The 14181-nt window shown below is 58.3% G+C and carries 18 protein-coding genes; 9 read left to right on the top strand and 9 right to left on the bottom strand.

The features are described 5' to 3' along the window. The first annotated feature begins 51 nt into the window (after positions 1 to 51). The 5 genes from EPD60_RS03295 (at position 52) to EPD60_RS03285 (ending at position 3291) form a co-directional block, all read left to right on the top strand. Complete coding sequence (locus EPD60_RS03295; protein WP_131446820.1) at positions 52 to 732, top strand: response regulator transcription factor; 681 nt, start codon at positions 52 to 54, stop codon at positions 730 to 732. Between the two features lie 213 nt (positions 733 to 945). Continuing rightward, complete coding sequence (locus tag EPD60_RS03290) at positions 946 to 1998, top strand: sensor histidine kinase (RefSeq protein WP_131446818.1); 1053 nt, start codon at positions 946 to 948, stop codon at positions 1996 to 1998. Between the two features lie 284 nt (positions 1999 to 2282). Continuing rightward, a complete protein-coding gene (locus EPD60_RS16810) occupies positions 2283 to 2438 on the top strand; it encodes a hypothetical protein (protein WP_165871389.1) in 156 nt (51 codons plus the stop codon). A 164-nt stretch (positions 2439 to 2602) separates the two neighbouring features. Further along, the gene (locus EPD60_RS16805) at positions 2603 to 2758 is read left to right on the top strand and encodes a hypothetical protein (RefSeq protein WP_165871388.1); all 156 of its coding nucleotides are present in this window, start codon (positions 2603 to 2605) and stop codon (positions 2756 to 2758) included. Between the two features lie 86 nt (positions 2759 to 2844). After that, positions 2845 to 3291 (top strand): hypothetical protein, encoded by a 447-nt coding sequence (locus tag EPD60_RS03285; protein WP_131446816.1) that lies wholly within the window; start codon positions 2845 to 2847, stop codon positions 3289 to 3291. 124 nt (positions 3292 to 3415) lie between these two features. Here the strand turns inward: EPD60_RS03285 and EPD60_RS03280 are convergent, their stop codons facing one another. The 4 genes from EPD60_RS03280 to EPD60_RS03265 all read right to left on the bottom strand — a co-directional run bounded on the left by EPD60_RS03280 (position 3416) and on the right by EPD60_RS03265 (position 9145). Next, on the bottom strand, positions 3416 to 4825 hold the full coding sequence (locus EPD60_RS03280) for a hypothetical protein (RefSeq protein WP_131446814.1): 1410 nt from the start codon (positions 4823 to 4825) through the stop codon (positions 3416 to 3418). Positions 4826 to 4921: 96 nt separating this feature from the next. Then, positions 4922 to 7723, bottom strand: coding sequence for a TonB-dependent receptor (locus tag EPD60_RS03275; RefSeq protein ID WP_165871387.1), 2802 nt, complete (start codon positions 7721 to 7723; stop codon positions 4922 to 4924). A 110-nt stretch (positions 7724 to 7833) separates the two neighbouring features. Next, positions 7834 to 8247: a hypothetical protein gene (locus tag EPD60_RS03270; RefSeq protein ID WP_131446810.1), complete on the bottom strand. Its 414-nt coding sequence runs from the start codon at positions 8245 to 8247 to the stop codon at positions 7834 to 7836. A 328-nt stretch (positions 8248 to 8575) separates the two neighbouring features. After that, positions 8576 to 9145 (bottom strand): dihydrofolate reductase family protein, encoded by a 570-nt coding sequence (locus EPD60_RS03265; RefSeq protein ID WP_131446808.1) that lies wholly within the window; start codon positions 9143 to 9145, stop codon positions 8576 to 8578. Positions 9146 to 9451: 306 nt separating this feature from the next. On the opposite strand from EPD60_RS03265, the gene EPD60_RS03260 reads away from it, so the two are divergent. Beyond that, on the top strand, positions 9452 to 9886 hold the full coding sequence (locus EPD60_RS03260) for an ASCH domain-containing protein (RefSeq protein ID WP_131446806.1): 435 nt from the start codon (positions 9452 to 9454) through the stop codon (positions 9884 to 9886). 177 nt (positions 9887 to 10063) lie between these two features. Here the strand turns inward: EPD60_RS03260 and EPD60_RS03255 are convergent, their stop codons facing one another. After that, complete coding sequence (locus tag EPD60_RS03255) at positions 10064 to 10372, bottom strand: YdhR family protein (RefSeq protein WP_131446804.1); 309 nt, start codon at positions 10370 to 10372, stop codon at positions 10064 to 10066. Between the two features lie 111 nt (positions 10373 to 10483). Here EPD60_RS03255 and EPD60_RS16800 point away from each other — a divergent pair, with 111 nt between their 5' ends. Then, positions 10484 to 10633 carry a hypothetical protein gene (locus EPD60_RS16800; RefSeq protein ID WP_165871386.1) on the top strand — a complete coding sequence of 50 codons (150 nt, stop codon included), beginning with the start codon at positions 10484 to 10486 and terminating at the stop codon, positions 10631 to 10633. A 220-nt stretch (positions 10634 to 10853) separates the two neighbouring features. Here the strand turns inward: EPD60_RS16800 and EPD60_RS03250 are convergent, their stop codons facing one another. Both EPD60_RS03250 and EPD60_RS03245 read right to left on the bottom strand, forming a co-directional pair. Beyond that, entirely contained in the window at positions 10854 to 11165 is a 312-nt protein-coding gene (locus tag EPD60_RS03250; protein ID WP_131446802.1) for a DUF6984 family protein, read from the bottom strand. Between the two features lie 172 nt (positions 11166 to 11337). Continuing rightward, positions 11338 to 11673, bottom strand: coding sequence for a DUF1801 domain-containing protein (locus EPD60_RS03245; RefSeq protein WP_131446800.1), 336 nt, complete (start codon positions 11671 to 11673; stop codon positions 11338 to 11340). 103 nt (positions 11674 to 11776) lie between these two features. Here EPD60_RS03245 and EPD60_RS03240 point away from each other — a divergent pair, with 103 nt between their 5' ends. Further along, complete coding sequence (locus EPD60_RS03240; protein ID WP_131446798.1) at positions 11777 to 12382, top strand: pseudouridine synthase; 606 nt, start codon at positions 11777 to 11779, stop codon at positions 12380 to 12382. Here the strand turns inward: EPD60_RS03240 and EPD60_RS03235 are convergent. After that, positions 12379 to 12633: a CBU_0592 family membrane protein gene (locus tag EPD60_RS03235; RefSeq protein WP_131446796.1), complete on the bottom strand. Its 255-nt coding sequence runs from the start codon at positions 12631 to 12633 to the stop codon at positions 12379 to 12381. The two genes, EPD60_RS03240 and EPD60_RS03235, sit on opposite strands and share 4 nt — an antisense overlap. Before the next feature lie 3 nt (positions 12634 to 12636). Next, entirely contained in the window at positions 12637 to 13155 is a 519-nt protein-coding gene (locus tag EPD60_RS03230; RefSeq protein WP_131446794.1) for a GNAT family N-acetyltransferase, read from the bottom strand. An 80-nt stretch (positions 13156 to 13235) separates the two neighbouring features. Between EPD60_RS03230 and EPD60_RS03225 the strand changes: the two genes are divergently transcribed. Then, positions 13236 to 14123 carry a LysR family transcriptional regulator gene (locus tag EPD60_RS03225; protein WP_131446792.1) on the top strand — a complete coding sequence of 296 codons (888 nt, stop codon included), beginning with the start codon at positions 13236 to 13238 and terminating at the stop codon, positions 14121 to 14123. Positions 14124 to 14181 lie beyond the last annotated feature (58 nt).

Raw genomic sequence — 14181 nt, 5'->3', positions numbered from 1 at the left:
ACTATGAACCGCCCCGCTTTTCCTTTAGGTTTGCGGCACACATCTGAACGCATGGACAACCGTTCCTGGAAAGTACTGATCGCCGACGACGAGCCCGATATCCTGGAGATCCTCCAGTTCAACCTGGCGCGGGAAGGCTACCAGGTGTTTACCGCCGAAGACGGCGACGAGGCGGTGGCGAAGGCCCAGAGCCTGCAGCCCGACCTGGTAGTGCTCGACATCATGATGCCCGGCAAGACCGGCGTGGAGGTCTGCCAGATCCTCCGCGCCCAGCCCGCGCTCAAAGACACGCTCATCATCTTCCTCACCGCGCTCAACGACGAGGCCACCCAGATCAAGGGCCTCGGCACCGGCGCCGACGACTATATCGCCAAGCCCGTTTCGCCCAAGGTTTTTGTGAGTAAGGTGCAGGCCCTCCTGCGCCGCGCCACGCCCAAGGGTGAAAACCGCGTCCTGGAGGTCAACGGTCTTGTGATCGACCCTGAGCGCTTCGAGGTGCAGTACCAGGGCCGCTCCTTCGTGCTGGCCAAGAAAGAATTCGAGCTCCTTCACCTGCTCGCCACCCGCCCCGGCAAGGTATTTCTCCGCAACGAGATCCTGAGCCAGGTGTGGGGCAACGACGTCATCGTCGGCGACCGCACCATCGACGTGCACATCCGCAAGATCCGCCAGAAGCTGGGGATCGACTGTATTACGACGGTGAAGGGGGTAGGCTATAAGTTTGATCTGTGATTCGAGGGGAGAGCAAATGATTACATGAGTACATGATTACATGAGCCGGGGAGGGAATTTATTGATCTCCGATCTCCGAGGTCTGATTTGATTCAGATCCGGGATCCTGAGATCCGAGTTCAGTAGATCTGCTTCTGCCCTCATGTAATCATGTATTCATTTACTCATGTAATCTTCCCTCCTTCTTTTCTTCGCTATCTTCCTCCTTCCGCCATGTTCAAAGAAAAAAACCTTTCCCCCCGCCAGCTCGCGCTCTTCACGGCCCTGGTGCTTTCCATACCCATCGGGCTCGGGTTCTTTGCCTATGGCGGTCATAGCTGGAAGGAAGCCACCGTGGCCTTCGTGCTCATCCTCGCCGGCTCCTACGGGCTTATCTCGTATATCTTCCAGCGCTTTATCTACCGCAAGCTGAAGCTCATTTACAAGTTCATCTACCAGACAAAAGCATCCAAGAAACAGGAAACCTATTACAAATACATCCTGCCCCAGAAAAGCATCGACGAAGTGCGGCAGGACGTGGAAGCCTGGGGCAAGCAGCGCCGCCGCGAGATCGAGCTGCTGAAACGCAACGAGACCTTCCGCAAGGAGTTTCTCCAGAACCTTTCGCACGAATTCAAAACGCCCGTCTTTGCCATCCAGGGCTATATCGAAACCCTGCTCCAGGGCGCCGTGGAAGACCGGGCCATCACCGAGCGCTTTTTGCAGAAAGCCCAGAAGAACGTAGAGCGCCTCTCCCACCTTATCCAGGACCTCGACGAGATCTCGCGCCTCGAGCGCGGCGAGCTCAAGCTGCATCCCGGCTCCTTTATCATACAGGACCTGGTACGCGAAGTGTTCGAAAGCCTTTCGCTGCTCGCCGAGCCGCAACACATCGCCCTCCAGATCAAAAAGGGCTGCGAAGCGCCCATCGCGGTGTGGGCCGACAAGGAAAAGATCCGGCAGGTGCTGATCAACCTCGTAGAAAACGCCATCAAGTACGGCCGCGCCAACGGATCGGTCACCGCGTCGATGTACAATACCGATGGCAAGAACATCCTCGTCGAGATCTCCGACGACGGTATGGGCATCCCCGAGGGCTCGCTGAGCCGCATCTTCGAGCGCTTCTACCGCACCCCCGAAGGCCGCGGCCGCGACGTTACCGGCTCCGGCCTGGGACTTTCCATCTGTAAGCACATTATCGAGGCCCACGGTCACGCCATCCACGTGCGCAGCACCGAAGGCGTGGGCACCACCATCGGGTTCACGCTCGCCGCACGGAAAGCGTGAGCCGTGAACCGTTACCCGTGAGCGGCTGAGGCCTGAAACAAAGAACGAATGCCAACGGCATCTGTTCTTTATTACCGCGCATCGCGGGCTCACGGTTCACAGCGCACGAAAAAAGCCACTGTGGAAACAGCGGCGGTATATAGTCTGCTTGAGGAAAAACCAAATTTCCCGCAGCCGCGTAAATCAATTGTTATGGCAATGTGAAGCCTGCGTTATTGAAAACGTTCATGATGCCTTGACCTTCACTTCATGATCACTTTACATCCCGTCGCCAACTTACGCTTATGTCCACAACCCGCATCACCCGCCTGCTCCTGCTGCGGCTTTTCCGGTCGCATATTGCATTTACCGGCCGCCGCGCCGCATTCCGGTGGGTGGTGCTCCTGCTCCTGCTGTTCCACTGCGGCTGCATCCTGGTGGCCCTGCTGGGAGCCTGCTGATCGCTTCAAAGGGGAGCATGCAGGAATTCCGGCACGGCGCTTGGATTAGGTAAGACACTATGAACTACGCCGTCGTCTTATTTTTTGATGAAACCCCCGCGGGATACTCCGTATCCGATAACGGGGAACAAGTACGCTTCCATCCTGCCCCCCATCCTTATGGTATGCAAACCCGCAGCCTGCCCGAGCTCACCGCCCGCCCCGCCTCCGACGGCTGGCTGGTAGAAGGCACCGACGACCCCTCGGTACGCATCCAGGTGGGCCGCCTTCTCGGTCAGCGGGCAGCTCCCATCGCCTCCCGCATCTCGGTGGCGCCGTAAAGCAGCGGGTTCTGTTAACAATTACTTAATATCGAAAACTTTTCCCGCAGAGGTTCGATTCCCGGTTTCCGTGCGAACTTAAGGTCATGGCAAACCGGATCTATACCGACCCCACCCAGCCGGGCCGCATTTCGGTGGAGCAGGAAGGGCGCTCTGCCCTGTCCATCCGCTATAACGAGCACACGCACTCGCTGCGGCTTCATTCCGAAAACGAGCAGCGCGTATTTATCATCGAGCGCCAACCGTTCTCCGCACGCCTGCAGCTTTTTTCTGAATACGGCATCCGCACCGGCACCTGCCGCTTCGATAGCCACCATCCCCTGCGCGGCAGCCTCGAGGTGGAAGGCGTGCGCATGCGCTTCCGCACCGAAGGCAATGAGCTCGCGCTCGAAGTAGATGGCAAAGCCATCGACCGCTTTACCTGGTCGGCGGCCGGCCGCTCGCCCGAAGAACTTGCCGGCATCCTGATGCTGGTGGGGCGCGAGGAGCTCAGGCCCCCGGTCTTCGCCAGCTGGCGGAGGCACCTAGGCTGACCATTCATTTTATCTTCGATTAATCGTCAGGTCGATAGCTAATAGAAAAGCCCGGATCGCTTGCGATCCGGGCTTTTTCGTAAGCCTCCCCCTGGGGAGGTTTGGAAGGGCATGGGGGCTGGGCTTAGTTCCCAAAACGTGTCCAGCCCTTATACCAGGTGTCGTTCGGGCCAACGGCGCCGCGGTAGTTTACCGCCGTCATGCCGTTGAAGCGGGCATCGGTGGCCGCATAGCTGTTGGTCAGCAGCGGGGAGGTGGTGCTTACCGTAAAGTCAGGGTTGTTGTAATTGAACGCATCGGCATAACCCACCTCGTTGTTGGTGGCCAGGAGCAGGTTGTTGAACGATGTCGTGTTGTGCCAGGCGAGCGCGTCGGCGGTGGTCCAGCCGGTAGCGGCATTGGTGCTGGCCGAATACTTCACCTGGTTGGCGGCAATGGTGCCGGAGATGATATTGCCGCGCCACCACAACGTCGGCGTCGTGCCGGTGATATTGAGGTCGGTGGGGCGGCCCGTCGACGCATCGATCAGCAGGCCGGTGTTCCAACCCATGAGCACCGAGTTGATCACCGACAGCGAGGAGTTGCGGCGGATCTGCGCGGCGTTGCGGTAGTAGGTGTTCCCGATCGTATTCAGCACCGCTTTCGGACCTACCGAGGTAACGTTGGCGAAGATGGCGCTCGTTTGCGGCGTCAGCGTGGAGCCGGCTGCATCGTTGTCGCTCTCGAAGCCGTTGGAACCGGAGATATCGGCCACGGCGGAGTCGCGGATGCCAATGGCGAACTGCACCTTGCCGGAGAAGCCGTTGTCGGTGTCGAAGTCGTCATCGAGTCCTTTGTAGGCGATGATATGGTCGGCATTCACCGTACCGCCGAACCACTCGAAGGAGTCGTCGGCCGCCCAGGCCACTTCCACATAAGAGATCGTGGTGCCACGACCTACGGCATACAGGCTTAGTCCGTTCAGCTCTTTGTCGGGCAGGAAGGCATAACCGGCATACTCGATGCGCACATACTTCAGCGTACCGCTGTTGTCGTTATCATCGGTGCCGCCGTAAAGGCCATAGCCGTCGCCGTTGTTGATACCGCCTTCTGCTTCACCGAGGCCGGCCGTACCGTTGTAGGCGGCATTGGTGCGGGCACGGCCCAGGATCACAAGCCCACCCCAGTCGCCGGGGCGGCTGCCGGAGCCTTCGCTCGAAGTGAACACGATGGGCTGGCTGGCAGTGCCGGTGGCATTGATGCGCGAGCCGCGGGTGATCACGAGCGTACCGCGCGAGTTCTTGTCACCCAGGATGGTCACTCCCGGCTCGATGGTGAGCTGAGCGCCGTTCACTACGTAAACGATACCGCGCAGCGTGTAGGTCTTGCCCGAGCGGAGGGTCAGGTCGGAACCGATGGCGCCCGAAAGGATTGCCGACTCCGACGTGATGGTGGTACCGCCACCGGTGTTGTTGTCAATGCCGTCCACCTGGATTTTACGGCAGGAGGCGAAGACCAGAAGCGATGCAGCTGAAAGGATCAGGATGCGTTTCATGATGTGATTGGTTAAATCGTTTATTAGTTAAGTAGTTAATTAGTCTGTTGGTGCCTTTTTAATCTTATTCCAATACCCCATTAGCAAATCAGCACATTACTTAAAGTTGTACGCGAACGTGACACCCACGCCGGTTCCGTAGATGCGGCGGATGGCCTGTACGTCTTTGTTACTGTTGAACTTTTTGTTGTTGTCGAGATCGTGGTAGAAGATGGCGGGCTGGTTAAGGATGTCGGAGAGGTTGATCCTTACTTCGCCCTTGCCGGAGAGTACCTTCTTTCCGAGCTGCAGGTCGAGGAGGGAGCGCGGGTTCTCCCAGATCTCCGGGATGCCGACGCCCGTGCTCTGGTTGACATTTCCGGCGAAGAGGATGCGGCGACCGATGCGGTTGAACAGCAGGTTGCCGGTGATTCCGTATTTCTCCAGGTCGTACTGAAGGCCGAAGTTGAGGAGGTAGGGGCTCTGTCCTTGCATCGGGCGGTCGGCCACCTGCGCATCGAACTTCACACGGTTGTAGATGACCGATACGTTCGAAGAGAACGTGAAGTTCTGCATCCCCGGCACGAAATCCAGCTTCTTGCGCACCTCCAGTTCAACACCGGCACCTTGTGCCGATGTGGCGTTGAGGAAGTTGAACGTGTTGGAAGAACCCACACCCGACTGGTTCGGAAACAGCTCGATTGGTTTTTCAAAATACTTGTAGAACACGCCGACCGTAAACAGTTCTCCGGCGCGGGGATAGAGCTCGTAACGGAGGTCCGCATTCGTGACCTTCGTGCGCACTAGCCTCCGGTCGCCCTGCACCGTAGCGCCGAGCTCGAAATCGTAGAAGGCGAAGTTGCTCAACTCGCGAAATTCGGGGCGCACCACCGTCTGCGAGCCCGAGAGGCGGATGTTGGTGCGGGTGTTGAGCTTGTAGGTCAGGTTGAGTCCCGGCAGCCAATCGCCCACTACCGAATGCAGGTAGCGTTCGTCCGAAGTATGCACGGAGCCCACCAGCTGGTCGAAGTTTTCGTAGCGAACGCCCCACACAGCGCGCAGCTTGTCGCTGAAGGCATTGTCGAACTGAATATAGCCGGCGTTGAGCATGGTGTTGGCGAGGTAGCGATACTGCTTACCGGAAAGCTCGTCGAACTCGAAGGCCTCGGGGGCGCCGGTAACGTGCGCGGGTGCGAAGATCTCATTCGCCGGAAGCCGGAGCAATGCGTTCGGATTCTGCGTGCGGGGCGCGATCGCATAAAAGAAAGGACGGCTGTCGAAAAGGCGGTCTTTTACCTGGAGCGCGTAACCGGCCTTGATGGTCTGGTTCTGACCGAGCCATTTGAAGCTTTTGCTCACATCGCCGCCGGCATTGTAGATGTAATCGCTCAGCATCGAGTAGAAGCGGGAGCCCGACTTCTGCGAGTTGCCTGAGCCGATGAGGGCCACGTAGTCCTTGTTGCCCGGTGTTTCCTCCACATACTGCAGGCGACGCTGGTCAGGAATGTACTGGTCGAGGATGTTGAAGCCGCCGCGCCACTGGATTTTGAGGCCGTTGCGTCCAAACAGGTTATGATCGCCCTGAATCTGGGTATTGAAGAAAACGTTCTGACGCAGCGCCAGTTCGGTGGCAGTAATGTTCTGCCCCGAGCCGCTGCCGAGGATGTAGTCCTGACCCTGGCGCTCGATCACCGACTTGGTGCTGTTCACGTTAAGCACGTTGCGCACCGCGATTTTATTGTTGTTGTCGATCTGGAGGGTGAAGTTGGCCATCCCCCCGGCAAGCACGTCCTGATTGTACTTTTCGTTGGTGTAGAAAAAGTCGCGGTCGCCCTGCAGGTTGGAGATAAAGGTGTTGCTGTAGTCGGTGCGGCGGAAGGAGCGGTTGTAGGTGAGGGCCAGCATTGCGCCGAGCTTTTTGCCGAAGAGGCGCGTATTGAAACCGCCATTGATCTGTGCCGATTGATTCGGCTGCAGCGACATCGGGTCGGGTGTCCACTGATTGTGCAGCTGACGGCCCAGGGCGGCCTGCGCGGCGGGGCCGGTGCTGCTGAATCCCGACTTCGACTGGGCGCCTTCAGGGATGGCGCGGTAGCCGTCGTCGATGCCGAGGAAGTCGAGCGAGCCACCCTGATAGGAGTAGAAGGGTTTTCCGATGGTTCGGGTGTTGAAGCCGGTGCCGAGCTGCGCATTCAGGAAACCGGTCGCGGGAATTTCCTTGGTATTAATCTGCACCAGGCCGCCGGCCCACTCGCCGGGCAGCTCGGGCACGAAGGCCTTGTTGATGACCATGTTGTCGAGCATCGAGGCTGGGAAGATGTCATAGGAAAAGGTCTTGCGGTCTGGTTCGGTTGACGACAGGAGCACACCGTTGAGCATCGTCTGGTTGTAGCGGTCGGCGAGGCCTCGCACGACCAGGTATTTGCCTTCGAGCAACGAGGTGCCGGCTACGCGGCGCAGCACCTCGCCCGTGTTCTTGTCGGGCGAGCGGCGGATGGCTTCGGCCGATACCACCTGGGCTACGGTATTGGTGTTTTTCTGGTAAGCGATCATCGACGTAACCGACTCGCGGCGGCGGCCAGAAGACCCGGAAACCACCACGGCATCCATGCTGCGCGCGGCGGTTTCGAGGGCGATGGTGAGCTCGGGGTCTTTCGCAGGATCGTAATCGTTGATGGTTTTCGCGGCATAGCCAACGGCCGTAATGGTAAGCGTGTAGGTTTTGCCCGGTGCCAGTGCCAGCTGGAAGCTGCCGTCTACACCGGTGCTGGTGCCGCCACCGCCCGCTACCGCGATGCTGACGCCGGCCAGCGGCTCGTTTTTGTCGTTGAGCACCTTGCCCGCGATGCGCGACTGCGCGTGGAGGGTGATGTTGAGGAAAAGGATGAAGCCAAGTATCAGAGCAGACCGGAAATACATGTGTTGCCGCATTTGCCCGCAAAGCTCCCAAGCGGGTGTTACGGCGCCGTTACGCGTCAGTTACCGGTGTGTGAAGCGATTGTTACGGGAATGTTATGCAGCGCGGCCATTCACCAGGTGCCGCGCGGCGAAAGCAGCAGGTCCACCTGTTCCTCATCGGCGACGTAGAGCCAGTGGTAACCGATCAGCGCATGCCCCGGGTTTGCGAAATGTCCCACGAGGCTGGCCATCGTGGTGTAGGCCTCCCGGGTGAGCAGGCAGCGAAAGTTTTTGCCGTCGGCCGGCAGCGCGATGCCTTCGTTTTTATCGGCCGCGATCAGTGTAAGCGTGCAGTTGAGCGCCTGCACGAAGTTGAGCCCGTGCACCTCCACCCGGCCATGACCGCTCACCAGCTGCTCCCCGATCGCCCGGCACAGCTCCCGCGCCTCCAGCGGCGTGAAGGCGTAAAGCCGGATCAGTTTGTCCGGGTCGGCCAGCGGGTATTTGCCACCGGCAGTGATATCATTGAGGTATTCGAGTTTCATGCAGGAAGGTTTAGAAGTCGTCTCCAAATCGCCGGATCCAGATCCCAATGCTGCGCATCGGGATGACAAGCCCAGGATAATTTACCGGGCTGCCCGGGCGGCAGTCGCGAAGCCCGGAGCCGCACCACGGGCCGCCCTGTTACCACCTTGAGACCTTGTCATCCCGATCGCTTGCGGCCGCGATCTTATTCCATCGCTGCTCCGGAAAATAGCTAAAGAAAACCTTTACGTAAGCGGGCGGCGTTTTGGCCGAAGCCGGCTCTTAGTAAGTTACGCCATTAAAGGCACGAGGCCCTGCACGAGCTTGACAGAAATCGTATCCGGCAGATTACCGGTTCACGGTGTAACTAAGCTCCGTTACCCCGCTGGCAAACTGACGGGTGGCCTCCAGCTGCAGCTTTACTTTCCCGGTGTTGCCGGTAAACAGCGGAATCCCCTCGCCGAGGATCACCGGGTTCACAAAAAGCCAGTAGCCGTCCACCAGGTTCTGCTCCATCAATGCATGCGTTGCCGTGGGGCTGCCGAAGACCAGGATCTCGCTGCCTTCCTTTTGCCTGATCGCATTGATTTTGTCGGCAAGGTTATCGCTGATAACGGTCGTATTCGCCAGGTCGGCACCATTCAGCGTTTTTGACAAAACGATCTTGTGCGCCCCGTTATACCACTTAGAGTGCTGGATGTCGTGGCTGGAGGCATCCGGCTCGTCGCCCGCGGTGGGCCAGTAGCCTTCCATCATCTCGTAAGTAACCCGTCCGTACAAGGCGCTGTCCGTCTGGCTCACCCGCCGGCCGATGTGGTCGAAAAGCTCTTCACCCACATTGATCCAGTTCATTTCGCCGTTCGGTCCGGCTACAAAGCCATCAAGAGAAATGTGCATGAAGGAGATTATCTTTCTCATAAGGTTGTAATTGTTGTTTTTTGTTTTCGGGCCGCTGCAAACGATCCGGTTTGCGTTTCGGCGGGGATGAATGTACGATGTTTCGATATGTTCGCGGGCTGCCGGCCAGACTTTGGTGCGCGGCCTGCCGGCTAGCTGAAGTAGCGGCTGACCGTGACCCTTCACCGCAACTTGAGTAAATCGGTTCAACAGCGATTACGTGTTCGGCCCCTCTGCATTGGCCGCATCGTAGCAAGTCGGTGTTCCAGGCCGTAACTTTCGTCAGCTGAGGATTCCCCGGCTCCGGGAATATTAATACCGATCTCCATGGCGGAAAAGCAAAGAATATACAAGGCGCTGATCATGAACGATTATCCCGGCGCGCCCTATGCGGACTGGATAAAGAACGGGAAAAAGACAATCGAAACCCGGTACCGGACTTTTAAGTACCGCGGCGATATCGTTATCTGCTGCGGTAAAACAAACTCCGTTGGCCCCAATGCCGGCAAGGCCTTATGCATTGTTGAATTATGGAAAATAAGGCCGATGAAAAAAGGAGATGAACACGCTGCCGGCGTAAGATTCAACCCGGAGCTCTATTGTTTCTTACTCCGGAACTGGCGGCATTTCAGCCGTGAATTTGAGTTCGCACCACAACGGATCTCCGGCGCGTGGCAAAGTCTGTTTGATATATCGATACCGGACGATGTGAAGATTATTTCAAAACCCAACATAAAGCCTTTTCCGGAGAAGGAGGAGTAGCCTGCCGGTATAGAGTGCCGGAATCCACCTGCAATCCTGAAACAAATCCGTGCCGGTAACGAGGCGCGGCAGGGCGTTAACAGCTGCTTTTTTCCAACCTGGATTCACTAAAAACAAAGCGAGTGTCTACCTATTAAAATAGATAACCACTCCTTTTGTAAGCTTTATTCGGGCGGACTATTTCACTCCACGGGTAATTTTTGATGCTACTTCGTTTACTGTGTAATCAACCGAGGAAACGTTGGTAACAAATGGCCGGCTTACAACAGTCTTTACAAGGTCTGAGTGCATGAAGGTTTCCATAGCTTCCTTGCTTTCCCACAAGTAAAAACCTCCAAAAGTGTTTTTCTCTTCATTTGCCAACCAAACCTTTGATATGAGTCCATTTACATTAGCCAGGACAGGAGCATCCGGATCAACCATCTTTTTTAGATAATCCGCCTGCGAAATATCCTTTAACTGATACGTGATTATTTGGGCATGCATGATCTACATTTTTATTGTGAAGAATGCTGTCAGGGTTGCAGTTAACGACCGGGGCTTTGCGCCATGCGTTGAACTATATGAATTTACAACTTAAAGACCGCAGCCTGGCTCATGTGCGCGGTCTTGATGAAGCAATCGGAAAGCGCGTACAACTGCACTGCCGAGCCCTGGCTGGGCATCATAACTGCCGTCAACCAGATCACCGAGGAGTTCCACGACAAGCTCACCCAACCCGCCGCAACCTCTGGCAGCGAAGCCTGATACGTCACTGAGGATAAAGCAAAGAGCCGCCCCCTGGGGCGGCTCTTTATTCACGACGGCACAACGATACGAAGGCACGACGAAAATATTTTTTTCTGCAGGCGGGCATTTACCTGCGTAGAAGCAGTTGAGCGACATCCGGCAGCACCATAAGATACAAAACGTCGTGTTGTAGCGCCGTCTTGCCGTCGTGTGCAAAGGCCGCCTGCCGCCGCCGCAGCTATTCCTCGAAGCGGATCTCGCCCGGAGTGGGATAAGATTGCAGCCGGCTGAAGTCGACCTTCCAGAGATCGAGCTCGTAGAGCGCGCCGGCGTCGTTGGCGGTGAGGGTGATGAACACGGCGCGGCCGTCGGAGTCGGTGTACTCGGCTTCCACCAGGTCGGCGGCGTGCTCGCCTTTTTGTGTGAACTGGATGCCGGCCTCGCCGAGGCTTTCCACGTCGTCGGGGATGGCGTAGCGCTGCCCGTCTTTCACTTTCGTGAGCAGGTAGGCGATGAGCGCGCGTTCTTCTTCTTTGATGGGTCGGGCCATAGTGCGGGAAAGATACGAAGGAGGAAGAAAGTGCCGGCAGTGGCGGCAAGCCGATGGCGTGGGACAGCAGGAACCTGCAGGTCAATCTCCAAAAACTGTAAGCGAAGAACAGGCTCTGTGCACTCTGCGGAACGCGCTGTGCCCTCTGCGAGAAAATTCCCCGAGAGAAACGCTATCTGATCGCCGCCGCCCGGATCCACTCCTTCAGCGGGGCCTTTGCCAGGTCGCCTTCATTCCGCAGCTTGATGTGCCGCATCTGCTTGCCCGTGCCTTCCAGCAGCCCCTGCGGATCTTCAAGGCCGCCGGCATCGTAGAAGCCAAAGGTCACATAGCTCTTTTGTGTTTTGAGGTAGGCAAAGTCGCGCCCCGCGCGGAAGACGGGCCGGCTCCATTTAAAGTCTTCCTGCACGCCCGGCAGCGCTTCGTGCACGAGGCGGCGGATGGCTTCCAGCAAGGCCTGCTGCCCTTCGGGCGCGGCGGCGATATAGGCAGTCACTTCGGGATTCATAGCTTTAGTTTGCAGGCCCAAGATAGCGGCTCCTGCCCACAACCAACCCCAGAACCCCGGAACCTCAGAACCTCAGATCCGGGTTGTTTCCGTTCTTTGCCCCATGCCCCTTCCCTTCCGTTATTTCCTCCTCCACAAGCCCCACGGCGTGCTCTCGCAGTTCGTGAGCCCCTACCCACAGCGGCTGCTCGGCGACCTCGGCTTCGCTTTTCCCGAAGGCACGCATGCCTTGGGCCGCCTCGACCTGGAGTCGGAGGGCCTGCTGCTGCTCACCACCGACAAACGGATGACGAAGCTGCTTTTCCAGGGGGCGGTGCCGCACCCGCGGGTATATCATGTGGAGGTAAAAGGCGTACCCGACGAAGCCGACCTGGAGCGCCTGCGTACCGGTGTGCCGTTCCTGATCGAAGGCGGCCGCACCTTCACCTCCGCACCTTGCACTGTAGAAGCCGTGCCGGGGCCGCCGCACTATTTTCCTTCGCCGTATAAATACAATCCATACGTTCCTACCAGCTGGCTGAAGATCAGCCTCACCGAAGGGCGCTTTCACCAGGTACGCAAAATGGTTCGCGTCGTCGGCCATCCCTGCATCCGCCTGCTGCGCACCTCCATCTCGGGCCTCGAGCTCGGCGATCTGCAGCCGGGCGCGGTGCGCGAGCTGGACGCGGAAACTTTCTTTGGCGGGCTGGGAATACCGGTGCCGGATTAACTGCCGTTCCACACCCGCAACAATGCGATGGCGGTAAACAGCAGCCAGATGCTGTTGAGCACCCAGCTGGCATGGGCCTTTTTCGACACCGCGTAAAAGATCAGGCAGGCGCAGCCGATGATGTTCAGCAACAGGTAGGTCACCGACTGGCTGGCGATGGCGCCGAGACTGTTGCCCGCATAGGCCGACAGCGAGCACAGGGCACCCGTCCAGCCGATTCCTTCCACCACGTATTTCTGTGCGATTGCCATAGCCTACAGTTTTAATTTCATTAAGATGTCGGTCTGCACGTCGTTGCCCAGCCGGAAGAGGTGCTTGTCGAAGGCGACAAAGCCATTCTTTTTATAGAAGTCGATCGCCTTTTCATTTTCTTCCCACACACCCAGCCACACGTAAGCCGCGCCTTGCTGCCGCGCTACACGGACTGCTTTTTCAAACAGCAGCTGCCCGATCTTCTTAGCCTGGAACTCCCGGAGCACATAGATCCGCTCGATCTCGAGCGCTCCGGCTTCCTGCAGCCCGGTCTGCGCGGGACCGCTGTTCACCTTCAGGTAGCCGGCCACGGCGCCGTTCAGCACGGCGAAGTAGAATTCCGAATGGGGCGCATTCAGTTCCGCTGTCAGCTTCTGCGCAGCAAAGCTCTCGGCGAGGTAGCGCCGCATATTTTCCTCGGTGTTGGTATCCGAAAAGGTTTCGGCAAAGGTTTGCCGACCCACCTGCTGCAGCGCGCTTAGGTCGGCTGCCGTTGCTCTTCTGATTTCGATCCCTTCCATGTTATGCAAAGCACGTACTTCGCAAGGGGCCGGGCAATGCCGGTTCTTCATTGATTAATGCGCCAAATGCATCACCGCTTATGGAACTGCTGCAGATCGAATACTTCCTGGCCCTCTCCCGCGAGCTCCATTTCTGGAACACGGCCGAGAAGTTGTTCATTACCCAGTCGGCCCTGAGCCGGCAGATCAAGGCCCTCGAGGAGGAGCTGGGCGTACAACTCTTTGAGCGGAGCAAGCGCAGCGTGAAGCTGACGCCGGCGGGTGCCTTCCTGGCCGGGCAGTGGACGCGGATGCTCGAGGAAGTGGAGCGCATCCACCGCCAGGCGCGCAGCATCCACGAGGGCGCGCAGGGCTTTCTCCGCATCGGCTACCCCGGCTCCACCACCTATGCCTTCCTGCCCGAGCTCATCGCGCACCTGGCGCGGGAGGCGCCGGCGGTCAAGATCGAGCTGGTGGAGCCCACCGATATCTCCTTCGAGCAGCTGCTGCTCAATTACCAGATGGACATCGCCTTCCGCCGCGACCCGGCCGAGAACGCCGCGCTGCGGTCGGAGCCGCTGTACGACGAGCCCTTCGCGCTCATCATACCCGAAGGGCACCGCCTCACCCAGGAAAACTTCAGCAGCCTGCAGCAGGTGAGCGATGAGCCTTTTATCCTGCCGGGCCTTCACCACAAAACCTTTTACGTGGCCTCGCTGCGCCGCCTCTTCGACAGCTACGGCATCAGCCCCGACGTGCGGATCGAGTCGGATTTTGGCGGCATGGTGCTGAGCCTGGTGGCCCGCGGCCTCGGTGTATCGGTAATGCCGGCATCTTACGCACGCAGCGCCCCGCCGGGTGTGCGCTTTATTGAGCTGCCGCACAAGACGCGCCTCTATGCCGCCTGGCGCAAAGACGACCACAACCCCGTGCTCACGCGGGTGCTGGAGGCGGTACGGACCATCGCGGCGCAGTTTGGAACACGGTAGCGCCGGATGAACGGTCCGCTCCGCACCGGGTGAAGGCTCATGGCATACGAATTGAAGC

Origin of the sequence: Flaviaestuariibacter flavus, assembly GCF_004337505.1 — a bacterium.
GTDB lineage: Bacteria > Bacteroidota > Bacteroidia > Chitinophagales > Chitinophagaceae > Flavisolibacter > Flavisolibacter flavus.
Note: the sequence above shows the minus strand (reverse complement) of the source record. Positions and strands in the feature narration are given on the sequence as shown.